Source organism: Pseudoclavibacter sp. RFBJ3, assembly GCF_002931375.1.
In the GTDB taxonomy this organism is placed as follows: domain Bacteria; phylum Actinomycetota; class Actinomycetes; order Actinomycetales; family Microbacteriaceae; genus Pseudoclavibacter.
Genome location: NZ_PSXZ01000013.1, coordinates 156,850 through 179,731 on the forward strand (window position 1 = coordinate 156,850; position 22,882 = coordinate 179,731).

At 68.8% G+C, this 22,882-nt stretch carries 20 protein-coding genes and 1 tRNA gene; 13 read left to right on the forward strand and 8 right to left on the reverse strand.

Annotated features, from left to right (window positions below):
• Window positions 1-92: 92 nt before the first annotated feature.
• The 8 genes from C5E07_RS12860 (at window position 93) to C5E07_RS12895 (ending at window position 10,847) form a co-directional block, all read left to right on the forward strand.
• Window positions 93-2,549 (forward strand): transglycosylase domain-containing protein, encoded by a 2,457-nt coding sequence (locus C5E07_RS12860; RefSeq protein WP_181058023.1) that lies wholly within the window; start codon window positions 93-95, stop codon window positions 2,547-2,549.
• 32 nt (window positions 2,550-2,581) lie between these two features.
• The gene (locus C5E07_RS12865; RefSeq protein ID WP_104299719.1) at window positions 2,582-3,544 is read left to right on the forward strand and encodes a metallophosphoesterase; all 963 of its coding nucleotides are present in this window, start codon (window positions 2,582-2,584) and stop codon (window positions 3,542-3,544) included.
• 5 nt (window positions 3,545-3,549) lie between these two features.
• Entirely contained in the window at window positions 3,550-6,078 is a 2,529-nt protein-coding gene (locus C5E07_RS12870) for a transglycosylase domain-containing protein (protein ID WP_181058025.1), read from the forward strand.
• 85 nt (window positions 6,079-6,163) lie between these two features.
• A tRNA-Pro gene (locus tag C5E07_RS12875) sits at window positions 6,164-6,237 on the forward strand.
• 147 nt (window positions 6,238-6,384) lie between these two features.
• Window positions 6,385-7,272 (forward strand): aminoglycoside phosphotransferase family protein, encoded by an 888-nt coding sequence (locus C5E07_RS12880; RefSeq protein WP_181058027.1) that lies wholly within the window; start codon window positions 6,385-6,387, stop codon window positions 7,270-7,272.
• A gap of 93 nt (window positions 7,273-7,365) precedes the next feature.
• Window positions 7,366-8,487 carry an N-methyl-L-tryptophan oxidase gene (gene solA / locus C5E07_RS12885; protein WP_104299722.1) on the forward strand — a complete coding sequence of 374 codons (1,122 nt, stop codon included), beginning with the start codon at window positions 7,366-7,368 and terminating at the stop codon, window positions 8,485-8,487.
• Entirely contained in the window at window positions 8,484-9,386 is a 903-nt protein-coding gene (locus C5E07_RS12890; RefSeq protein WP_104243181.1) for a LysR family transcriptional regulator, read from the forward strand. Before solA ends, C5E07_RS12890 begins: the two co-directional genes overlap by 4 nt.
• Window positions 9,387-9,452: 66 nt before the next feature.
• Window positions 9,453-10,847, forward strand: a complete 1,395-nt coding sequence (locus C5E07_RS12895; RefSeq protein WP_219819520.1) for a sodium/glutamate symporter — start codon at window positions 9,453-9,455, stop codon at window positions 10,845-10,847.
• 24 nt (window positions 10,848-10,871) lie between these two features.
• On the opposite strand, the gene C5E07_RS12900 is transcribed toward C5E07_RS12895, so the two are convergent.
• Both C5E07_RS12900 and C5E07_RS12905 read right to left on the reverse strand, forming a co-directional pair.
• On the reverse strand, window positions 10,872-11,384 hold the full coding sequence (locus C5E07_RS12900) for a DinB family protein (RefSeq protein WP_104299723.1): 513 nt from the start codon (window positions 11,382-11,384) through the stop codon (window positions 10,872-10,874).
• Window positions 11,381-12,472 (reverse strand): glutathione S-transferase family protein, encoded by a 1,092-nt coding sequence (locus C5E07_RS12905; RefSeq protein WP_104299724.1) that lies wholly within the window; start codon window positions 12,470-12,472, stop codon window positions 11,381-11,383. Before C5E07_RS12905 ends, C5E07_RS12900 begins: the two co-directional genes overlap by 4 nt.
• Window positions 12,473-12,621: 149 nt before the next feature.
• Here C5E07_RS12905 and C5E07_RS12910 point away from each other — a divergent pair, with 149 nt between their 5' ends.
• Entirely contained in the window at window positions 12,622-13,404 is a 783-nt protein-coding gene (locus C5E07_RS12910; protein ID WP_104243187.1) for a glucose 1-dehydrogenase, read from the forward strand.
• 68 nt (window positions 13,405-13,472) lie between these two features.
• Entirely contained in the window at window positions 13,473-13,865 is a 393-nt protein-coding gene (locus tag C5E07_RS12915; protein ID WP_104299725.1) for a DUF1801 domain-containing protein, read from the forward strand.
• A 52-nt stretch (window positions 13,866-13,917) separates the two neighbouring features.
• Here C5E07_RS12915 and C5E07_RS12920 read toward each other — a convergent pair whose 3' ends face one another.
• The 3 genes from C5E07_RS12920 to C5E07_RS19540 all read right to left on the reverse strand — a co-directional run bounded on the left by C5E07_RS12920 (window position 13,918) and on the right by C5E07_RS19540 (window position 16,993).
• On the reverse strand, window positions 13,918-15,537 hold the full coding sequence (locus tag C5E07_RS12920; protein WP_104299726.1) for a polysaccharide deacetylase family protein: 1,620 nt from the start codon (window positions 15,535-15,537) through the stop codon (window positions 13,918-13,920).
• 47 nt (window positions 15,538-15,584) lie between these two features.
• Window positions 15,585-16,247, reverse strand: coding sequence for a hypothetical protein (locus tag C5E07_RS12925; RefSeq protein WP_104299727.1), 663 nt, complete (start codon window positions 16,245-16,247; stop codon window positions 15,585-15,587).
• Window positions 16,248-16,381: 134 nt separating this feature from the next.
• The gene (locus tag C5E07_RS19540) at window positions 16,382-16,993 is read right to left on the reverse strand and encodes a TetR/AcrR family transcriptional regulator (RefSeq protein ID WP_181058029.1); all 612 of its coding nucleotides are present in this window, start codon (window positions 16,991-16,993) and stop codon (window positions 16,382-16,384) included.
• 207 nt (window positions 16,994-17,200) lie between these two features.
• On the opposite strand from C5E07_RS19540, the gene C5E07_RS12935 reads away from it, so the two are divergent.
• Both C5E07_RS12935 and C5E07_RS12940 read left to right on the forward strand, forming a co-directional pair.
• Window positions 17,201-18,463, forward strand: coding sequence for an MFS transporter (locus C5E07_RS12935; protein WP_181058031.1), 1,263 nt, complete (start codon window positions 17,201-17,203; stop codon window positions 18,461-18,463).
• Complete coding sequence (locus tag C5E07_RS12940; protein ID WP_104299730.1) at window positions 18,460-20,094, forward strand: amidohydrolase; 1,635 nt, start codon at window positions 18,460-18,462, stop codon at window positions 20,092-20,094. Before C5E07_RS12935 ends, C5E07_RS12940 begins: the two co-directional genes overlap by 4 nt.
• 107 nt (window positions 20,095-20,201) lie before the next feature.
• Here C5E07_RS12940 and C5E07_RS12945 read toward each other — a convergent pair whose 3' ends face one another.
• From C5E07_RS12945 to C5E07_RS12955, 3 genes are all read right to left on the reverse strand, one after another.
• The gene (locus C5E07_RS12945; protein WP_104299731.1) at window positions 20,202-20,459 is read right to left on the reverse strand and encodes a type II toxin-antitoxin system RelE/ParE family toxin; all 258 of its coding nucleotides are present in this window, start codon (window positions 20,457-20,459) and stop codon (window positions 20,202-20,204) included.
• Entirely contained in the window at window positions 20,456-20,719 is a 264-nt protein-coding gene (locus tag C5E07_RS12950) for a type II toxin-antitoxin system Phd/YefM family antitoxin (RefSeq protein WP_104243203.1), read from the reverse strand. Before C5E07_RS12950 ends, C5E07_RS12945 begins: the two co-directional genes overlap by 4 nt.
• Window positions 20,720-20,811: 92 nt before the next feature.
• Complete coding sequence (locus C5E07_RS12955; protein ID WP_104243205.1) at window positions 20,812-21,753, reverse strand: LysR family transcriptional regulator; 942 nt, start codon at window positions 21,751-21,753, stop codon at window positions 20,812-20,814.
• A 121-nt stretch (window positions 21,754-21,874) separates the two neighbouring features.
• Here C5E07_RS12955 and C5E07_RS12960 point away from each other — a divergent pair, with 121 nt between their 5' ends.
• A complete protein-coding gene (locus C5E07_RS12960) occupies window positions 21,875-22,867 on the forward strand; it encodes a DUF1852 domain-containing protein (protein ID WP_104299732.1) in 993 nt (330 codons plus the stop codon).
• Window positions 22,868-22,882: the final 15 nt, after the last annotated feature.

Sequence of the window (22,882 nt, forward strand, 5' to 3'; positions counted from 1 at the left end):
AGCGGGTGTGACTTACCCTTGATCCTATGTCTGTCACGAATCCAGGGGCGCCCAAACGCAACATTCTGGGTGGCCTCCTAGGGCTGCTTGGTATGAGCGGAGTCGCGGGCGTGCTCGTCACGGCCATGATCACCCCGCTCATCGCCGTCACCGGCGTCGCCGCGAACAGCACCATCTCGCTGTTCGAGAACCTCCCGACGTACCTCGAGATCGGCTCACTGCAGCAGAAGACCGAGCTGTACGCCGCCAACGGACAGAAGTTCGCCGAGTTCTACAACCAGAACCGCGAAGAGGTCCCACTCGACCAGATCTCCCCGTACGTCGCCGCCGCGGCGATCTCGGTGGAGGACCCCAGGTTCCGCGAGCACGGTGGCGTCGACGTCATCTCCGCGGCGCGTGCGCTCGCCCAGTCCGTCATCGGCGATGGCGCGGCAGGCGCATCCACGATCACCATGCAGTACGTGCGCAACGTGCGCGTGCAGACGGCCGAAGCGATCCCGAATCAAGAGGAACGCGACAAGGCCTACCTCGAGGCGACCGAGACCACGACGGGCCGCAAGCTCCAGGAGATGCGTCTCGCGATCGGCGTGGAGAAGCAGTTCTCCAAGGACGAGATCCTCCAGGGCTACCTCAACATCGCCCTCTTCGGTGGCACCACCTACGGCATCGAGTCGGCCGCCCAGCGCTACTTCGGCAAGTCCGCGCTCGACCTGAACCTGCAGGAGTCCGCGAGCCTCATCGCGATCGTGCAGGAGCCGAACGCCTACCGCCTCGACGTGCCCGAGAACATCGAGCCGAACAAGGTGCGCCGCGACTACATCCTCATGCGCATGATGGAGGAGGGCGCGATCGACCAGGCGACCTACGACGCGACCGTCGTGCTGCCCGTCGAGCCCCGCCCGACGGAGCCGAAGCACGGCTGCGGCGCGGCCGAGGGCAACGCGCAGTACTTCTGCGACTACGTGCGGCTCGTCATGGTGCAGGATCCCGCCTTCGGTGAGACCTACGAGGAGCGGCAGTTCAACTTCCAGACCAAGGGCTACCAGATCCACACGACCCTCGACCTCGACATGCAGGCTCAGGGCCAGGCTTCGATGGCCTCGGCCGTGCCCGCCTACGTCGACGGCATGGACATGGGATCTGCCGCTTCGATGGTCGAAGAGGGCACGGGCCGCGTGCTCATGATGGTGCAGAACACCGCCTTCGGCGACACGGAGGAGTTGGCCGGCCAACCGGGGTACACGTCGGTGAACTACAACACCGACTACGAGTACGGCGGCTCCACGGGGTTCCAGGTCGGGTCGACCTACAAGATGTTCACCCTCGCCGAATGGCTGGCGTCGGGGAAGTCGTTGAACTCCTCGGTCAACGGCAAGGACCGCGCCTTCAACCTCGCGAACTTCCAGAACTCCTGCCTCGGCGCTGACGGCGGCTCCTGGTCGCCGACGAACGACGGCGGCGCGAAGGTCGGCAACGTGTCGGTCCGCCAGGCGACGTCGCAGTCCATCAACACGGCGTACGTGGCCATGGCCGAACAGCTCGACCAGTGCCGCATCCGCGACACCGCGATGGCCATGGGCGCGCACCGCGCCGACGGGGCCATCAACGAGTCGAACCCGGCCGCAGTGCTCGGAACCAACACGATCGCGCCTCTGTCCATGGCGACCGCCGTGGCCGGATTCGCGAACGGCGGCGTCACCTGCACGCCCATCGCGATCGACAGCATCACGCTGCGCGACGGCTCATCCATCGAGGCCCCGAAGTCGACGTGCAACCAGGCGGTGACCCCCGAGGTCGCGGCCGGCGTGACCGCGGCCCTCCAGGGCGTCGCCAACGGCGGCACGGGCAGCGCCTCGAACCCCGGCATCGCACCGCTCATGGGCAAGACCGGAACGACGGACAGCGGCCTGCAGACCTGGATGGTCGGAGCCACCACGAAGGTCGGCCTCGCTGTCTGGGTGGGCAACGCCAGCGGCCAGGTCCCCATGTACGGCGTCGACCTCCCCCGTGCGGTCGGAAGCCAGACGCGTCACGTCATCTTCAACGACGTCATCGCCCAGGCGATGCGCACCTACGGAGGCGACTCGTTCCCCGAGCCGACCGGCAGCGCCGTCAAGAACGAGCAGGTGACGGTCCCCGACCTGACCGGAAAGACGACCGCTGAGGCGAAGTCCTCGCTCGAGGGGCTCGGCTTCACCGTGTCCGTCGGCAACGCCGTCGCATCCGATCAGCCGGAAGGCACCGTGGCGAGCACCCTGCCGAGCGCCAACACCCGCGTGACGCAGGGAACGACGATCACGATCAGCCCGTCGCGCGGGCCAGCCCCCACACCGACCACCGCGGCGCTCGTCGCACCGGACCTGGCGGGGCAGACACAGGAGCAGGCGCAGTCAACGCTCTCCCAGCTCGGCTTCAGCGGCACGATGGCGATCCTCACCGAGGAGAGCTCGACCGTCCCGAAGGGACAGGTGATCCGCACCGACCCGGCGCCCGGCGCAGAGCTGGAGCGCAGCGGTTCCATCCAGGTCTACGTCTCTTCCGGCCCCTAGCAGGCCATCGCACCAACTGAAACGAGTTCCACATGGCGAATTCCGTCGCCACCTCGGGCCAAGGAACCTCTTCCGGCCTCGGACCAGCAAGCGCCGTCGCCCTCACCCTTCTCGGGGTGGGGGCGGCGACCGCCGTCTACGGCACGATGATCGAGCGCCGCGCGTTCCGCCTGCGACGCATCGAGTCGCGCATCCTGCCCCCGGGCTCGGCCCCGCTGCGCGTGCTGCACCTCAGCGACTTCCACGTCGCCCCATGGCAGCGCAAGAAGCAGGACTTCGTCAGAGGGCTCGCCGCCCTCCAGCCCGACCTCGTCATCGGCACAGGTGACAACCTCGGCCACGTCGATGCGGTCCCGACCGTCGCCAGCATGCTCGAGCCGTTCGAGGGGATCCCCTCGGTGCACGTGTACGGCTCCAACGACTACCTGGGCCCCGTCCTCAAGAACCCCTTCACGTACTTCAGCAGCTCCACCCACGTTGCGAAGAAGGCTCCGCACCTCGACACGGAGGGCCTCACCGCCCACTTCGACCGCCTCGGGTGGACGCCCCTCAACAACGGTGCCGCCGTCCTCGAGGTCGCCGGCAGGCGCATCCGCTTCTTCGGGGTCAACGACCCGCACATCGACGCCGACGACTTCGCCGCGGCGGGCGAGGCGCTGCGAGACGCGTCGGAGGGCCAGGACTGGGACCTCACGATCGGCCTCGCTCATGCCCCGTACCAGCGTGTGCTCAGCGGCCTCGTCGACCTGGGCGCAGACGCGATCTTCGCCGGCCACACCCACGGTGGCCAGGTCTGCGTGCCCGGCTACGGGGCGCTTGTCACCAACTGCGACATCCCGCGTGAGCAGGTGAAGGGCCTCAGCACGTGGACCTCGCGTGGCCGCAGCGCCGCCCTGCACGTCTCTGCCGGACTCGGCACCTCCATCTACGCCCCGGTGCGTTTCGCATGCCCACCGGAGGCGACCCTCCTGACCTTCCTACCCCGGGTATCGTGACCGCCATGGCAACAAAGCAACGTGGAAACCGGAAGCGCGGTCCTCTGACGCGCGTCCTCGGACTGGTCGGGGTGAGCGGCCTGGCCGCCGTTCTCATCACCGCGCTCGTGACTCCGCTGATCTCCGTCGCCAACATCGCGGACAACAGCTCGATCAACCTGTTCGAGAGCCTCCCCGACTACCTGGAGATCAACGAGCTCCAGCAGGTCACCGAGCTCTACGCCAAGCAGGGCGGGCAGCACGTGAAGTTCGCGCAGTTCTACAACCAGAACCGCATCGAGGTACCCCTCGACCAGGTCTCGCCGTGGGTGCCGCTTGCTGCCATCTCGGTTGAGGACCCGCGTTTCCGGGAGCACGACGGCGTCGACGTCATCTCCGCTGCGCGAGCCCTCGTGACCTCGGTCATCGGCGACGCCTCAGCTGGCGCCTCGACCATCACCATGCAGTGGGTCCGCAACGTGCGCGTGCAGGAGGCCGAGGCGATCCTCGACCCCGCCGAGAGCGAGAAGGCCTACATCGAGGCGACCGACCCGAACACGGGCCGCAAGCTCCAGGAGATGCGCCTCGCCATCGGCGTCGAGCAGCAGTATTCGAAGGACGAGATCCTCCAGGGCTACCTCAACATCGCCCTCTTCGGCGGCACCACCTACGGCATCGAGTCGGCCGCGCAGCGCTACTTCGGCAAGTCCGCGCTCGACCTGAACCTGCAGGAGTCCGCGAGCCTCATCGCGATCGTGCAGGAGCCGAACGCCTACCGCCTCGACCGCGAGGAGAACATCGAGGGCAACAAGGAGCGCCGCGACTACATCCTCATGCGCATGATGGAGGAGGGCGCGATCGACCAGGCGACCTACGAGGCGACCATCGCGCTGCCGGTGGAGCCGAACGTCACGGAGCCGAACCACGGGTGCGAGTTCGCGGAAGGCAACGCGAAGTACTTCTGCAAGTTCGTGCAGCTCTCCGTGCTGCAGGACGAGGCCTTCGGTGCGACCGAGGCCGAGCGAAACTTCAACCTCGCCGGCAAGGGCTACAAGATCTACACGTCCCTCGACCTTGACATGCAGGGCGTCGCGACGCAGTCGATGCAGAACGCCGTGCCGTCCAGCTACCCGGGCACGGAGCTCGGCGCCGCCGCTTCCATGGTCGAGAACGGCACCGGCCGCATCCTCGCGATGGTGCAGAACACCCAGTTCAGCGAGGTGGCCGAGAACCAAGGCCAACCCGGTGTGACCTCGGTGAACTACAACGCCGATTACGAGTACGGCGGCTCCACCGGATTCCAGACCGGCTCGACGTACAAGATCTTCACGCTCGCCGAATGGCTCTCGTCGGGGAAGTCGCTCTACTCGTCGGTCCCAGGACAGAACCGCACCTTCTACCTCGAGAACTTCTCCAACACGTGCGAGGCCGAGTCAGACGGCCCGTGGGCTCCGACGAACGACAGCGGCCAGCGGGTTGGGACCGTCTCGGTCAAGTCGGCGACTGCCTCGTCGATCAACACCGCCTACGTGACGATGGCGGAGCGCCTCGACCAGTGCCGCATCCGCGACACCGCGATGGCCCTCGGCGGTCACCGCGCCGATGGAGCGATCAACTCCTCGGTACCCGCCGCCATCCTCGGCGCCGCCAACGAGATGGCCCCGCTCTCGATGGCAACCGTCATGTCAGGGCTCGCGAACAATGGCACGACCTGCTCGCCGACAGGCATCGACCGCGTGACGCTTCCTGACGGCACCGAGGTCTCGGGTCCCGAATCCCGTTGCATCCAGGCCGTCTCGCCGCAGGTCGCGGCGGGCGTCGACGAAGCCCTCGCTGGCGTCGTCAACGGCGGCACCGGCTCGCGGTCGAACCCGGGCATCGTTCCCCTCATCGGCAAGACCGGCACGACCGACAACGGCCTGCAGACGTGGATGGTCGGGGCGACGACCAGGGTCGGACTCGCCGTCTGGGTCGGCAACGCCAACGGCCTCCTGCCCATGTACGACGTCGACCTGCCCCTCGCGGCGGGGAGCCAGACGCGTCACGTGCTCTTCAACGACATCATCGGGCACGCGATGACCACGTACGGCGGAGGCGACTTCCCCGAGTACGTGGAGGACGAGGACGCGCTGGTGCTCGCAACCGTGCCGGACGTGACCGGCCGGTCGACGGAGGAGGCACGCCAGGTGCTCGAGGGGCTCGGCTTCGGCGTGTCCATCGGGCCATCGGCCGACTCCGACCAGTCGCCGGGAAGCGTCGCGAACACCCTGCCGACCGCCAACACGCGTGTCGACAAGGGGACGACGATCACCATCCACCCCTCGGCCCTGTCGGAGGACGCGTCGAACGGACTCCTGGCACCGGATGTGGCGGGCAAGACCCAGGATGAGGCGACGGCGCTGCTCGCGGGCGCCGGCTTCAGCGGGACCGTCACCGTGATCGCCGAGAAGAGTGCGAGCGTGCCGAGCGGGCAGGTGATCCGCACCGACCCCGCGACCGGCACTCCCATCGAGCCGACCGGCGACATCAGGCTGTTCGTCTCCTCCGGGCCGTAGGAGTTTCCGTTGCTCGCGCCCTCGGTTGGCGGCGCGAGCAACCTTCGGGTACTCTTGGGGAGTTCGCCGCTCAGCGGTGAGCGATCGGGGTGTGGCGCAGTTTGGTAGCGCGCTTCGTTCGGGACGAAGAGGTCGTGGGTTCAAATCCCGCTACCCCGACAGTTGTGTGATCGAAGAGGCCTGAGCTTTCTTGCAAGCTCAGGCCTTTTTCGTGCCCGCATTCGTGCCCGCCTTCAGCCCTCGCTCCGAGAGGAACGCGCCCCGCGTGATGGTGTACTTTCGGCGGATGCCGTCAGTGTGGCCATCGTGCTGATCCCAGAAGACCTCGTCCGCCGCGTCGCGGGTCGCCCCGCCGACCTCGGGGTGGACGGCGACGAGTGGCTCCGCCGCCTGCCGTCTCTCATCGACGAGCGCCTCGACGCGTGGGAGCTGACCATCACCGGTGCGGCTCACAACGGCCATAACGCGATCGTGCTGCCGGTCGCTCGTCACGGGCAGCCGCAGGTACTGAAGCTCAGCTGGCCCCATCGGGAGGCAGCCGTCGAGCACCTCGGGCTTCGCCACTGGAACGGCGGGGGCATCGCGCGGCTCGTGGCGGCGCATCCGGCTGACTTCGCGCTGCTCCTCGAGCCCCTCGACGCGGATCTCGACCTGCATTCGGTCGAGACCGACGACGCGTGCCTCGTGATCGGCGGCCTCCTGCGGCGCCTCCACGTCGCACCCCCGCATTCGGTGCCCGATTTCCGCGTCGAGGCGCGCGACTGGATCGCGCCCCTGCGGGCGCATCCGCCTTCGGTGCCTCGCCGGTGGGTCGACCGCGCCCTCGACACGTTCGACTCGCGTCCCTACGAGCCGAGGCTGCTGCACCTCGATCTGCACTACGGGAACGTGCTCGTCGCCGAGCGGGAGCCGTGGCTTGCCATCGACCCGAAGCCCGTCGCGGGTCCCGCCGGATTCGAGGTGTACCCGGCGCTGCGAACTCGCGTCGAGGACTACCGGGGCGGTGCGCTCATGCACGCGGAGGTACGCAGCCGGGTCGAGCTGATCAGTGGCGAGGCGGGCATCGATCTCGATGACGCCAGGGAATGGTGCATCGCGCACGCCATTCTGAACGCGCACCAGGTCTCGGAAGAGGGGTGGCCCACGCTCGTGACCCTGCACCTCGCGATCGCGAAGGCGCTGTCCGACCTCTGAGACACCGAAATCAGCTGTTTTTCGTTTGGCGAATGACTGCCTCAATCTGATTTAAGTCTTGCGTTTGGGTTTCGGACCACGCATGATCATGTGATGGATGCAGACGTTGTCGTCATCGGACTCGGAGCCGCCGGCTCGTACGCGGCCTGGAATCTGGCCTGCAATGGCGCGAGCGTGCTGGGCCTCGAGGCGCAGACCCTCGTCCATGACGACGGGGCCTACTCGGGCGAGAGCCGCCTCTTCCGCGCGGCCTACCACGAGGGGTCCCACTACGTGCCCCTGCTGCTCGCGGCCCGTCATGCCTGGCTCGAGCTGGCCGAGGAGAGCCGGGCACCCATCTTCCAGTCGACGGGGGTGCTCTCGATCGGCTCCCCCGACGACCCTCGCCTCGAGCAGGTGCGCCGCTCCCTCGCCCACGCCGATATCCCGCACGCGGCCCTGTCGACGGCGGAGCTCCGGAGCCGCTACCCGCAGCATGAGCAGCTGACCGATGAGATCGCCGTCCTCGACGAGCTCGGCGGTGCGCTCAGACCCGAATCGGCCGTGACCGAGATCCAACGACGCGCGAGCGCCGCGGGCGCCGAGCTGCGCGGAAGCACGGCGGTGCTCTCGATCGAGGAGACCGCAGGCGCAGTGCACGTCACCACAGCGGACGGCACGCTGAGCGCCAAGCAGGTCATCGTGTCGGCAGGGATCTGGACCCCACAGCTCCTCCCGGAACTCGCACCGCACCTGACGATCAAGCCCATCGCGCTCACCTGGTTCGCGCCAGAGAACCCCCACGACTTCGCACCCAAGGTGTTCCCCGCGTTCATCCGAGACCACGGCAACGTGCATATCTTCGGCGTCCCGACCCTCGACGGCTCGCTCGTGAAGGCCGGCTACGACGCGAAGTGGGGAGACATCGACGCTCCCGAGCAGCTCGAACGCCGCCTGAGCGTCGCCGAGCGCGCCAAGATCTCGCACGACATCCATGCGCGCATCCCGGGCCTGCCAGACGCGATCGCCAAGCACTCCGTGCACGCAGACCTCTTCACGTTCGACAAGACCCCGATCATCGGGAGGATCAGCGAGCGCATCACGGTGGGCACCGGATACTCGGGCCACGGCTTCAAGTTCACCCCGGTCTTCGGCGACATCCTCGCCGACACCGCCTTGGGCCGCACACCGGAGTTCGACATCTCCCCCTTCGCGCCGCAGCGGTTCAGCGCGTGAGCGAGATCAGCCTGAAGCAGCTGCGCTGCTTCGTGGCCGTCTACACGGAGCGCAGCTTCACCCGAGCTGCGAAGCGACTCGGACTCGCGCAGTCGCCCGTGAGCCAGGCGGTCGCGGCCCTCGAGGCGCAGCTGGGCGTCACCCTCTTCGAACGCGGCGGACGTGACGTCGTCCCGACGCCGGCCGCCGAGGCGCTGTACCCGGAGGCGGTGGAGATCCGCCGTCGAGCAGAGGGCCTCCAGCACCTCGCGTCGACGGCCACCGAGGAACGCGCGAAACGGGTGCTGCGCCTCGGATCGATCAGCTCACTGTTCTCCAGCGCGCTGCCGACTCTGCTCCGCGCCGAGCCGCTGTCGCCCTACGCCGTCACGGTCTCCGACGGTGGCACGACGGACCTGAGCAGGGCCGTCGACGACGGCGACCTCGACGTGGCGCTGCTCCGGGACCTCTCGCCGGACAGCGACCGGCACGCGGTCGCCTTCCGCGAGCGCCTCTGCGTCGCCGTGGCGGCCGACCATGAGCTGACCGCGCAGCAGATCGTCTCGGCCGAGCAGCTCCGCGACTTCCCGCTCGTGCTCTTCGATCGCGGGCGAGCGCCGCTCGCCTTCGACCTGACGGCGAGCGCGTTCCTCCGTTCCGGCCACCCGCTCCGAATCGCCGCGCGCGTCACGAACGAGCAGGCCATCCTCGGTCTCGTCAGCGCCAGGCTGGGCATCGCGCTCGTGCCGCAGTCGCTCGCGCTGCACCCGTGGCCGGGGGTGGCGTTCCGTGAGCTGCAGGACGCGGAGCACAGCTATCCGCTGGCAGTGCGCGTCGCGGCGGGCGACCCGCTCGGCCTGCTCGGGCCGATCAGCTCGGCGCTCCACGGCTGGGCCGCTCAGAACTCGCTCATCCGCTGACCCGCCCATTCCTCCCGGTCAGCGACGACCGGATTCACGATCCCCAACGCACAGAAAAGAGTTCTCGTGGAGTACACGCCTCAAGCTCTCCTCGTCGATGCCGGCCTCATCGGCATGCTCCTCATCATCGGCACCCTCGCGAGGGCGAAGATCAAACCGCTGCAGACGATGATGATCCCCGCGTCGGTCATCGCCGGTGCGCTCGGCTTGCTGCTCGGTCCGAACGGGCTCGGGCTCCTTCCCTTCTCCGACCAGCTGGGCACATACGGCTCGCTGCTCATCGTCCTCGTGTTCGCGTGCCTCGCGCTCACCGACGACTTCAACATCTTCAAGATCGGCCGCAACGTCGCGGGGTTCGCCGCCTATGGCGTGCTCATGTACTCGCTGCAGGTCGTCATCGGCCTCGTGTTGGTGCTCGTGCTCCTCGGCCCTCTGCTCGGGGCTCCAGACAGCATCGGCCTCATGCTCTTCGCGGGCTGGGCGGGCGGCTTCGGCTCGGCGGCGGCGATCGGGGCGGTGTTCGCGGATGCGGGCCAGCCGGAGGTGCAGTCGATCGCGTTCACGGCGGCGACCGTCGGCATGCTCGTCGGCGTGGTCGGCGGCATCATCCAGGCGAAGATCGGTGCGATGCGTGGCCACGCGAAGGAGTTCGCTGGCATGAAGAGCATGCCGGAGGACCTGCGCACGGGTGTGCTCGATCAGATCAAGACGCGGCCCTCGATCGGCACGCACACCTTCTCCGGTGGGACGATCGAGTCGCTCGCGTTCCAGGCGGCGATCGTCGCCGGCGTGTCCGCCGGCGCCTACGGCATCAACCTGATGCTGGGCGAGCTGCTCCCCGCCGTGACGTTCCCGCTCTTCTCGATCGCATTCATCGTCGGCCTCGTCCTGCGGGGGCTTATGGCCGTCTCGAAGACGCGCAAGTACATCGACCCCGACTCGCTGCGCTCCATCTCCGGCGCAGCCACCGACGTCCTCGTCGTGTGCGGCATGGTCTCCATCGTGCCGAGCATCGTGGCCGACAACTGGCTCGCCCTGCTCATCCTGTTCCTCGTCGGTCTCGCGTTCTGCCTGTTCCTCGGCTTCTTCGCGGCGCCTCGACTCATGCAGGACGGGTGGTTCGAGCGCCAGCTGTTCACGTGGGGCTGGGCGACGGGCGCCGTCGCGACCGGCATCGCCCTGCTTCGCATCGTGGACCCGCGCATGAAGTCGCGCACGTTGGAGGACTTCTCGATCGCCTACCTGCCGGTCGTGCCCGTCGAGGTCGCGGCGATCACCTTCGTGCCGTTGCTGGTGATCGGCGGTGCCGCGTGGGCCGCTGTCGGCATCTGGGGCGCGATCGCCATCGTCGCGGCGATCGGCGGGGCCATCGTGATCTTCACGGGGCGGAAGTCGCAGCGAAGCCCCGGCGGGGAGCCGGGCAGGGCCGCCGCGGTCGGACGCGGCTCGAGCTCGAAGTAGGGCTCGAGCCCGAGCCGTCGAGCATCACCCTCGCAGGATGCCTGCGGCGTACGCGGCCTGGCCGATGTGCTGGGCCGCGTCGTCGATGATGCTGACGATGCGGGCGGCGCGCGTGACGGGCGGGTCCCACTGCTCGTCGACGATCTCGCCGAGCGCATCCGGGCTGAGCGAGCGGATGTACGTGCGCAGTGCATCCGTCGCCGCGCGCAGGTAGTCGAGCAGCAGCGTGGCATCGTCGACGATGACGGCGCGCGCCTGGGCCGTCGAGTGCCCGTAGCCGACCGAGTCGCCGAGCTCGCCGAGGCCGAAGCGGGCGTCGAAGCCCTCAGCTGACCAGACCTCGGGAACACCGGAGAGGGCCGTGAGCTGCACGTCGATCTCGCGCGCCGTGTGCCAGAGCAGCCAGGCGATCGAGTTGTCGTGGCCGCCCGGATGCGCGTTGAGGGCATCTGCGGTCAGCTCGCCCGCGAGGCGCTCGGCAGCCTCGACGGGGCGGCTCGCGAAGTCGTCGAGCACGGCGATCACGTCGCCGCTCATGCGCGCGAGCGTCCGAGGTGCACGAGGTCGTGAGCAGCCTCGATGGGCTCTGGGTTCGGGCCGGGAGGGGTGCCGTCGCCGAACGGCGACCCGCCGAGCTGCTCGCGGAAGTGCGGCAGCTTCCAGTTGTGGAGCTCTGGGCCTGCGGGGACGATGCCGCTCGGGTTGATGTCTCGGTGCACCTCGTAGTAGTGGCGCTTGATGTCGACGAAGTCGGTCGTGTCGCCGAAGCCGGGGGTCTGGAAGAGGTCGCGCGCGTAGGCCCAGAGCACCGGCATCTCGCTCAGCTTCTGCCGGTTGCACTTGAAGTGGCCGTGGTACACGGCGTCGAAGCGGGCGAGCGTCGTGTAGAGACGCACATCGGCCTCGGTGATCGTGTCGCCCATGAGGTAGCGACGTGTCTCGAGGCGCTCCGAGACGATGTCGAGCGCCGCGAAGAGTCGGTCGTAGGCCTCGTCGTAGGCTTCCTGCGACCCCGCGAAGCCGCACCGGTAGACGCCGTTGTTGATCTCGGTGTAGATGTGCTTCATCACGGCGTCCATCTCGTCGCGCAGCACCTCCGGGTAGAGCTCGGGGGCGCCGTCGCGGTGGAACTCGGTCCACTCGGTCGAGAAGTCGAGGGTGATCCACGGGTAGTCGTTCGTCACGACGCCGCCGCTCGGCACGTCGACGATGGCGGGCACGGTGATGCCGCGGGGGTAGTCCGGGAAGCGCTTCAGGTAGGCGTCCTGGATGCGCGGGATGCCGAGCACCGGGTCGAGCTCGCCCGGGTCCTTGTCGAAGGTCCACGAGCGCTTGTCGTGCACGGGGCCGCAGATGCCCATCGAGATGGCGTCCTCGAGGCCGAGGAGCCGGCGGACGATGGTCGAGCGGTGCGCCCACGGGCAGGCGCGAGCGACGACGAGCCGGTAGCGTCCGGCTTCGACGGGCCAGGTCTGGATGCCCTCGCCGACCGGGCGCGCATCCTTCGTGATGCGGTCGCCGATGTAGTTGGTATCTCGGTCGAAGGGCTGCCCGGCCTTCGAGTACACGCCCTGATCTGCCGCTTCTTCGCCGTCTGGTCGTGCGTCCTGCGTCGCCTGAGTCATATCGCAATCCTAGGAAGCGGATGTGGATGCTCGCTGGGGGCGAGTCGGGCCCGTCGCGGAGGCCTCTCGGGAATAAATTCACTAGGCCACGACATAACTAGAGTGTCGTCCTGCGACTGCCGGGCGATGCACCGCAACGAAGGAGAAGCATGTCTCGGTTCACCGACAAAGTCGTTCTGATCACCGGCGGAGGATCCGGCCTCGGCCGCGCCACCGCGGTCCGCGTCGCGAGCGAGGGCGGGAAGCTCGCACTCGTCGACATCTCGGAGCAGGGCCTTGAAGCGAGCAAGGCGGCCATCCTCGAGGCCGCGCCTGACGCCGAGGTCTTCACGACGACCGCGGACGTCTCCAGCGAGGCCGACACGGACGCCTACGTGGCCGCCACTCTCGAGCGCTTCGGCCGCATCGACGGCTTCTTCAACAACGCCGGCATCGAAGGCCGCCAGAACCTCACCGAGGACTTCGGCGCAGACGAGTTCGAGCGGGTCGTCTCCATCAACCTCCGCGGGGTGTTCCTCGGCCTCGAGAAGGTGCTCAAGGTCATGCGCGAGCAGGGCTCCGGCTTCGTGGTGAACACGGCATCCGTCGGCGGCATCCGCGGCGTCGGAAACCAGTCGGGCTACGCTGCCGCGAAGCACGGCGTCGTCGGCCTCACCCGAAACTCGGCCGTCGAGTACGGCCAGTTCGGCGTGCGCGTCAACGCCATCGCGCCCGGCGCGATCTGGACGCCCATGGTCGAGAACTCGATGCGCCAGCTCGACGCGGAGAACCCGAAGCAGGCAGCAGAGCAGTTCATCCAGATCAACCCCACGAAGCGCTACGGGCAGCCCGAGGAGATCGCAGCGGTCGTCGCGTTCCTCCTGTCGGACGACGCGAGCTACATCAACGCGGCCGTCGTTCCCATCGATGGCGGCCAGTCGGCGAAGTACTGACCGGCGCCCCGAGCCCGAGCAGTGCTGCGAGTCGAGCCGCCAGCGGACCACAGGTCTACGCTGGCGGCATGACCGCTGCCCCGTCGCCGGATGTCGACGCCTACTTCGCCGAGCTCGAGCATCCACTGCGGGATGCGGCGGTCGGCCTGCGGGGGCTGCTGCTGGACGCGCATCCCGACGTCGTCGAGAGCATCAAGTGGAAGTCGCCGAACTACAGGGTCGCTGACGACTTCGCGACCCTCAACCTCCGGCGCCCGAAGGCCGTGCAGCTCGTCCTGCACACGGGCGCGAAGGTGAAGCCAGCGCACCCGGAGGTCGTCGTCGACGACCGCTCGAAGCTGCTCACGTGGCGGGGCCCGGGCCGCGCCGTCGTCTCGTTCGCGAGCTTGGCCGAGTTCGCAGATGCGCGGGACGCACTCGCCGAGCTCGTGAAGGCCTGGGCCGCGCAGGTCGAGGCCTAGCTATCTTGGCGGAGCTGTCCTGGCCTCGCCGTCTTGGTCTCGCACCCCTGAGCTACCGCGCCGACGTGTAGCTGTTGCCCGCGGCTGGGGCGCCGCCGAAGATCTGATCGATCGTCACGAGCACGAACCCCCGGTCGTGGAGGCCTGTGAGGATCTCGGGCACCGCGTCGACGGTCGAGTCGTGGATGTCGTGCATGAGGATGATCGACCCGGCCTCCGCCTCGTTCGCGCCGCGGTCGACGAGCGTCTCGTGAGGCGGCCCCTCCCAGTCGAGGGTGTCGATGTCCCACAGGATGGCCGGCATGCCGAGCTTCGTGAGGACCCGCGCGTCGAGGTCGCCATACGGGGGCCTGAAGACGCTCGGCCGTTCGCCGGTCGCGGCCGCGATGGCGTCGTTGGTCTTCTTGACCTCTTCCTCGATCTTCTTGTCGTCGAGGGTTGTGAGCCGCGGATGCGTCCACGAGTGGTTGCCGATCTGGTGGCCGTCGTCGTCGATCTGCCTCGCGATCTCTGGGTGCCGCTGCACGTTCGGGCCGACGAGGAAGAAGGTCGCGGTCGCGTCCTGCTCCCGCAGCTGCCCGAGGAGCGTCTCCGTGATCGGCGCGGGGCCGTCGTCGAAGGTCAGGGCGACGCACGGGAACAGCGTGCAGTCGACCTGGCGGTCGCCGGCGAGCGGCCGCTGGCCCGCGACGAGCGGCTGCGGGGTCGCCGAGGCGGCGACGAGCTCGCGGCCGAGGTCGGTGAGCATGGGGGCTGCCAGTTCCGCGCCGATGTGGATGCTCGGGAAGCGGTGCGAGATCGGCTCGCCGACGACGAGCGTGGTCTCGCCGTCAGGAGAGACGGGAGGGGATGCGTTCGCACCGCCGGATACGTCCATCTCAGGGGTGAGGAGGCCCGCGGGGATGCCGATGCGCAGTCCACCGTCCGGTGTGGGCGTGACGTCGGCGAACCCCTGTGCGAGCACGGCCGCGTTGGTGTCGCTCGGCGCCGCGACCTGCGTATCCCAGAGGGCGCCGAGTTCTCGCCGCGCGGCGAGCACGAGCTCGTTCCAGATGGCCAGTGCCGCGTCCGCCGTGATGACGTCGGCGCCACCGGCTTGCTGCGCCGTCGCGGTGTCGGCGAAGAAGACGAAGCTCTCGTCTCGGGTGACCGCCGGGGCTGCTCCCGCGGTTCCCTCGACGACCCGGACGCGCTCGCCGAACTCGCTGCCGCTGGCGACGACGATCTCGCACGTGATGACGAGCGCCTCACCCGCCGTGGCGCCACCCTGGGCGAGCACCTCAACGGCCGGCATGCTGCTGGAGCCCGCCTCGCAGCCGCGACTTCCGAGCCCAGCTCCCGCTGCCGCGGCCTCCGGCTCGTAGACGGTGCCGAGCCTCGTCGCGAAGTCGCCGACCGCGTCGACGACCAGCGAGCGGACACGCGTGTTCAGATCGGTCTGCCCTGGCACCTCCGTCCACCTCGCGTCGACGGCGGGTGCCGAGTCGCGGATGCGGTAGTGGTCCAGGGGCGTGGCCCCGGCTTCCGCGCCGGCGACGTCACCGACCGCCTCGTCGAAGCTCGTCACGGCCGCGCGAACGGGCGGCTGCCAGGCCAGGTCGGGAGCGGGGGCGCACGCCGAGAGCGCGAGGGCCGTGGCCGTGAGCATCGCGACCGCGAGCAGGCGCCGCACAGGGCGCGGCTGTGTGCTGGGCTGCCGCGAGCGCCATCGACTGCGCGTCACGCGGCCGACCCGCCGATGCTCTCGAGGATCTGGGCGATGGCGGGGCGGTACCGGTCGAGGTCGTCTGCACTGGCGCTGAACCGTACCGCAGCGTTCGGCGAGGTGGCACCAGCGCTCGCAACGGCCGCGGAGCCGACCATCACGCCGGGAGCCCCTTGTCCTTCTGCGGCAGCCTGCCCGTACTCGTAGCTCGCGTGGCGCACGGAGAGCCCCTCCTTCGGCACCTCGTCGATCCAGAAGAGGCTTCCGACGTCGGCGGCCATCGCGCCCTCTGGCACCAGCCCGTCCTTGGCAAGCACCTCGCTCGCCTCACCTGCTGCGGCTTCAGACGCATCCACCATCGACTGGGGCTGGGACGGCACTTGGAAGGTGATCTCGAGGCGCGCATCCGGACTGCGAAGCGTCACGACGTCGGTGCCGAAGTAGTGGGGCACGATGACCCACCCGGCAGGCGCGACGACCGCGACGGCCGACTCGTCGCTGCCGACGGTGACCGTCTCGTCGGTCTCCGCGGCGCGGCTCGTGGCCTGCGTGAGCAACGCGCCGCCGAAGAAGAAGCCGAGCACCGCGAGCGCGGCCACGAGAATGACGCCGAGCGCGACGTACAGCCAAGGGCTGCTGCGTGTGCGCTCGGGAGCGGCACCGTGCGAGAACGTCATCGTGGGCTCCGGGCTGGGGGCGGGCAGGTGTCACCAGGCTACTGACTCGACGGGCGTTCCGCCCCGCCCAGGGCTGACTCTCCCCGCCCAGGGCTGACTTGTGGTTGCTTGCGAAGCGCGGGAACGACCACAACTCAGCCCTGGGCGCGCGGGAGGCGTTCGCGCAGCGCAGCCATCAGGACCGCGAGTCCGAGCTCGAACGAGCGCTCGATGCGCTCGGGGCCCGACCCGGAGTCGGCGAGGAGCCTCCCGAAGAGCCGAGTCGGCGCATCCGGCTGCCAGACCTGTTCCGGTGACGCCAGCTCGAGGCCGAAGCCGATCGCGAACGCGTCGATCATGCCGATGAGCGTGACGATGTCGTCGTCGGGGAAGCCCCCGGCCTGCAGCGCGACGGCGAGGTCATCGTAGGCCTCGATCACCGAGGAGCTCGTGATGGTCTTCCCGATGAGGAACGGCAGCAGCGCCGGATGGTCGGCGTACATGCGCCGCTGGAGTCGCACGACCTCCTCGACGTACTGGTCCCATGCCCGCTGCTCCGGTGTTGCCCGGTAGCGATCGACGAGCCGGCCGCGCATGAGCTCGACGATGTCGTCGAGTCCCGCGACGTGCTTGTAGAGCGAGGACGGCCGCACCTCGAGCTTGCGCGCGATGGCGTTGACGCCGAACGGCTCGCCAGCTTCGACGAGCTGCAGCCCGGCGTCGGCGATGCGGGCCGGGGTGAGCCCGACGATCCTGCGTCCCTCCATGGCTCGCCCCTTCACCTCGTGCACGTGTGTTGGCCTCCCCGTCGTGTTGGTCGAGGAAAATGCTCCGGATGCCTTCCGCTCGGCTCCGTCTCCGTGCATACTAGCGAACACCATTCGCTGGCGAATGGTGTTCGCCAAACGCACGTCGCGCCGCAACCTGTTCGCAGCAGCAGGACGCACGCCGAGAACCCAGACCCATGGAGCCCCATGACCACTGCAGCCGAACTCAGCACGCGAGTGCCCCTGCGCCCCGCGCCGGCCTCTGCGACGTTCGCCATCGCGATCGCCGGCTACCTGGCCGTGAACCTGTCGCCGTACATGATCACCGCGGCACAGACGGCGGTCGGCCTCGACGTGCTCGCGGCGAGCTGGCTCGTCACGGGCACGCTCCTCCTGACCGCGGTCGCCGGCCTCGCCGCCGCCGGCCTCTGCGCGGGCGCGCGCCGCCATCAGGTGGCCCGCATCGGTCTCACCGTCGCGACGCTCGGGTTCCTCGCCGCGGCCCTCGTGCCGTCACTCACGATCCCCGGCCTCCTCGTCGGCGGCATCGGCGCCGGCGGCGCGGTCGCCTCGGCCGGAGCGGCGATGGCGTCATTCCGGAACCCGGACCGCGTGGCCGGCTGGAACGGCTTCACGAACCGAGGCGTCATCTCGATCGTCCTCGCGACCCTGCCCCTGCTCGGGCTCGCGCCGCTCAACGTCTTCGGCTCGCTCGCGCTCTTCTCGGCCATCGGCCTGGTCATGACGAAGTGGCTCCCCCGCGTTCCCCTGCTCGACGCGGATGCCGCACTCGGAACAGCTGGCGCCGCGACGGGCGAGGCGATGCCGATCGAGATCCCGCCGACCGGCGCAATCCGCACGCAGAGCGCCGCGTCGTCGCGACTGCTCACGGTGAGCGGCTTCGGCCTGCTGGTCGTCTTCGCACTCTGGGCGGTCAGCGAGGACTCGCTCTGGGCCATGATCGGCATCATCGGTGCCGAGACGAGCGGCCTGACCCCGGAGGGGCTCGGCATCGCGCTCTCCGGCGCCACCGCGGGCGGGCTCCTCGGCTCGCTTGCGCTCATGGCCGTCGGCAACCGCCTCGGCCGGGCCGTGCCCCTCATCGTGCTGCTGGTGCTCGGCGGCATCCTCAAGATCGTGCAGGGCACGCTCACCGACGAGGCGGTGCTCATCGTGGCGTTCATCGCCTGGAACTCCATCTACGCCGTCGCGTACATGTACTTCCTCTCGACGGCGGCGGCGCTGGATGCTCGCGGCCGCTGGTCCGGCCCGCTCCTCTCCGTCTATCTCGTCGGCTCGGCCCTCACTCCCCTCGTCGGGGCCAGCCTCAGCGAGACGCTCGGCGCGCAGGGCTTCACGCTCGCGCTCGGCATCACGAGCTTCGTCCTGGCCGTCCCCACCGGCATCATCGCCGCCATCTCGACCCGCACCGAACGTTCCACCCCGATCCTCACGGAGGCCAACGCATGACCACCACCCTGTACTCGAATGCCCACGTCTTCCAGGGCCCCGCATCCGGGACCGCAGCGGAAGCACCCGCCCCGACGGCGTTCGTGGTGCGCGACGAGGTGTTCGCGTTCGTCGGCGACGAGGCAGGGGCCAGAGCTTTCGCCGCGCATCCGGATGAGACGGTCGACCTGCGCGGGCAGCTTGTGCTCCCCGGGATCACCGACGCGCACACGCACCTCGTGATGATGGGCGAGGCCCTCGGGCAGGTGGGGCTCACGGATGCCCGCAACCTCGGTGAGATCCAGCGCCTGCTGGCCGAGGCCCGCGCCGCGGACCCTGATGCCCGCGTCCTGCGGGGTCGCGGCTGGCTGTTCGACTCGATCCCGGGCGGCGCCCCGACGGCCGCGATGATCGATGAGGTCGTCGCCGATGTGCCCGTGTACCTCGACGCGAACGACTACCACTCCTGCTGGGTCAACAGCGCGGCCCTGCGGGAGCTCGGCATCACCCGCGACACCCCTGACCCGAGTGGCGGCCGCATCGGGCGGGATGCGGACGGGGAGCCGGACGGCATGCTGTTCGAGACGGCCGCGGTCGAGTACGCGTGGGCGCAGCGTGACGCCGCGATGACCGACGCCGACCGAGACGTCGCCGTCGAGCGCGTGCTCGCCGCGTACAGCGCCGTCGGCGTGACGGGGGTCGTCGATATGGCGCTCAACGAGGTCGCGCTCGACGCACTCCGGCGCGCGGCGGACCGACGGGGCGGCACCCTCCCCCTGCGGGTTGCGGCGCACTGGCTCGTCTCCAATACCGACGACGACGCCCAGAACTTCTCGCAGGTCGAGCGTGCCGGGGAGCTCTCGGCCCAACATGCCTCGCCCTGGTTGCGCGTGGTCGGCATCAAGCTCATCCTCGACGGAACGATCGACGCCTGCACGGCGGCGATGAGCACGCCGTATGCCGACGGGTCGAACGCCGATGCCATCTGGCCGGCGGACCGACTGTTCCCCGTGGTCGCGGCGGCGGATGCGGCCGGCCTGCAGATCGCGATGCACGCCATCGGAGACGCGGCGAGCAGCATGGCGCTGGATGCACTCGAGCATGCGTTCGAGGCCAACGGCGAGCTTCCGCGCCGTCACCGGATCGAGCACCTCGAGTACGCGGCGCCTGGCACCGCCGAGCGCATGGCGACCCTCGGGGTGACGGCATCCATGCAGCCCGTGCACGCCGATCCGGCGGTGCTCGGCAACTGGATGGCGCAGCTCGACGACGATCGAGTCGAGCGGGGCTTCGCCTGGCACGAGTACGAGGACGCCCAGGCGACGCTGGCGTTCTCGACGGATGCGCCAACCGCCCCGTACGGTCCGCTCGCCAACCTCTACATCGCGGCGACCCGCGAGTCTGCCCTCGACCCGAGCTACTCGGCCTCTCGCCTCGACCGCACCGTGCCGATCGAGCGCGCACTGCTCCACGCGACGCGGGACGCAGCCGCCTCCGTCGGCGACGCGAGCTGGCGCGGCGAGATCCGCGACGGCTTCGCCGCCGACTTCACGGTCGTCGACACCGACGTGCTCACCGAACCCGCCGCGAGCCTGCTCACGGCGCGGACGGTGCTGACGGTCGTCGGCGGGCGGGTGACGTTCGAGGCGTGAGGCTGCGCCGACGCCGGACGTGGTGGCGCAGAGACGAGCGCTCAGCCATGCGCGAGCGGACTAGGCCACCATCGGCGCAGACCGCACAGGCAAAACGCTCACCTCACCTAGGCCATATAGACCTCACGCCGATGACCAGCGTGAACGATCACCACGGTCAAGACGTCATCCTGGATGCGATACAGCACTCGGTAGTCCCCCGTTCGCACTCGCCACTCCGGGCGTCCGGAGAGTCTCTTGGCGGCAGGTGGTCGTGGATCCTCTGCGAGCAGCTCAACCGCTGCCTGGATGCGACGCTTCGCTTCCGGTGGGAGCTTCTTGATGACTCTGGCCGCCGCCGGGAGGACCAGGATCCGGTAGCTCACGGAGCGAGACCGAGGTCACGCTTGACGACTTCCCACGGGACCGGCTCCTCACCCAACGCCTCGGTCTCCTCCCACGCAGCGTCCACTGCGCGAATATCGGCCAGCTCTTCGGCGTCCTCGAGGAGCTGCTGAAGCTGTGCGGCATCGATCACCGCGGCGACAGGCCGGTTCCGCCGAGTCAGGTACACCGGTTCGAGGCGCGCATCGTCGATGATCGAGGCCAGGCGGGCACGGGCATCTGTGATAGCTATCTGACTCATGTCGACAGGGTACGCCTCATCGACTGAAACGTACAGAATGCTCAGCTACTTACAAAGTAGCGCGAAAATCCCCGAGTGGATCCGAACTTCCCCTACCCGAGCAGCTCCACCCCAGCCTCCGCGACAACCGCCCGCACCTCGTCGAGGTAGCGCTGCGCCTGAGCGGTGAGGGGGATCGCGGAGTGGCCGATCCAGCCGATCTCGATGCGCTCGTCCACGTCGAGCGGGACGGCGACGATGCCCGGGTCGAGGTCGTCGCTGATGATGCCCGTCGAGATCGTGTAGCCGTCGAGGCCGATCATGAGGTTGAAGATCGTCGCGCGATCGGAGACGCGGATCTCCTGCTTGCTCGACAGCGTGGAGAGGATCTCCTCGGCGAAGTAGAAGGAGTTGTTCGCGCCCTGGTCGAAGGTGAGCCGAGGCAGGCCGGCGAGGTCGTCGAGCGTCGCGCGCGCCTTCGACGCGAGCGGGTTCCTCCGGGAGACGAAGATGTGCGGCTCCGCGAGGAACAGCGTGTGGAACGCGAGGCCCGACTCCCGCAGCAGCTTGTCGATGACGTTCCGGTTGAACTCGTTCCGGTAGAGGAGGCCCAGCTCGCTGCGGAGCGTGCGCACGTCCTCGATGATGTCCCACGTGCGGGTCTCGCGCAGCGAGAACTCGTACTCGGCCGCCCCGGTGCCCTTGACCATGCGGACGAACGCGTCGACCGCGAACGAGTAGTGCTGCGCGGACACCCCGAGCAGGCGACGCGAAGGCGGGCGACCGAGGTAGCGCTGCTCGAGCAGCTCCACCTGCTCGACGACCTGCTTCGCGTACCGCAGGAACTCCGTCCCGTCGGTCGTGAGCGAGACGCCGCGGGCAGAGCGGACGAGGAGCGCGCGGCCCACCCGGGTCTCGAGGTCCTTCATCGCCGCAGACATCGTCGGCTGCGCGACGAACAGCATGTCGGCGGCGGCACTGATCGACCGTTCGGCGGCGACCTCGACGAAGTAGTGCAGCTGCTGCAGGGTCACGCCGTTCGATCGCCGAGTCATAGCCGAAGCCTATAGTGACGCATAGTTGCGTCGAATTACTCGATGGCCGCGAATCGCCTGCACAATGGACGCATCCACGCCCACAGGCCGACCGGCCTCTCGACTCCCGGATAGGCCTCACATGGCGAACGACATCACGTTCAACATCACCACCACGCGCTTCGACGAGCACTACGCGCCGTCGGAGAGCTCCCGCATCACCACGAACTTCGCCAACCTGGCCCGCGGCGAGCACCGTCAGCAGAACCTCCGCAACGCCCTGACGATGATCGACCGTCGCTTCAACGACCTCGCCCGCTGGGACAACCCGACCGGCGACCGCTACACGCTCGAGCTCGACATCATCTCCGCATCGCTGCAGTTCGACGACGAAGGCGACGACCGCGAGTTCCCGCTGCTCGAGGTCCTCGACATCGGGATCGTCGACCAGTCGACGGGCGAGCACCACCAGGGGATCGTCGGCAACAACTTCTCCTCCTACCTCCGCGACTACGACTTCAGCGTGCTGCTGCCGTCGGCAAACGCGGGCGGGGGCGGCTTCTCCCTGCCCGACGGCTTCGGCGAGCTCCACGGCAAGCTGTTCCAGCACTTCCTCGACTCGGCCGCCTACCGGGCGCGGTTCCCGAAGTCGCCCGTCATCTGCATCAGCGTCTCGACGAGCAAGACGTACACGCGCACCGACAACCACCACCCCGTCCTCGGCGTCGAGTACCGGCAGGACGAGTACTCCCTGACCGACCAGTACTTCGGCAAGATGGGGCTGCAGGTCCGCTACTTCATGCCCCCAGGCAGCGTCGCCCCGCTCGCGTTCTACTTCCGCGGAGACCTGCTCAGCGACTACTCCACCCTCGAGCTCATCGGCACGATCAGCACGATGGAGGCGTTCCAGAAGATCTACCGACCCGAGATCTACAACGCCAACTCCGCCGCCGCGAACATCTACAGCCCAACACTCGACCAGCAGGACTTCTCCCGCACCGAGATCGCCTACGACCGCGAAGAGCGCAGCCAGCTCGCCATCACCCAGGGCCGCTACACCCAGGAGCACTTCGTGAAGCCGCACGGCGACGTGCTCGACGCCTGGGCCGCCGGCTACGCCGTCTCCGCTCGATGACCCCAGAAGGATCGA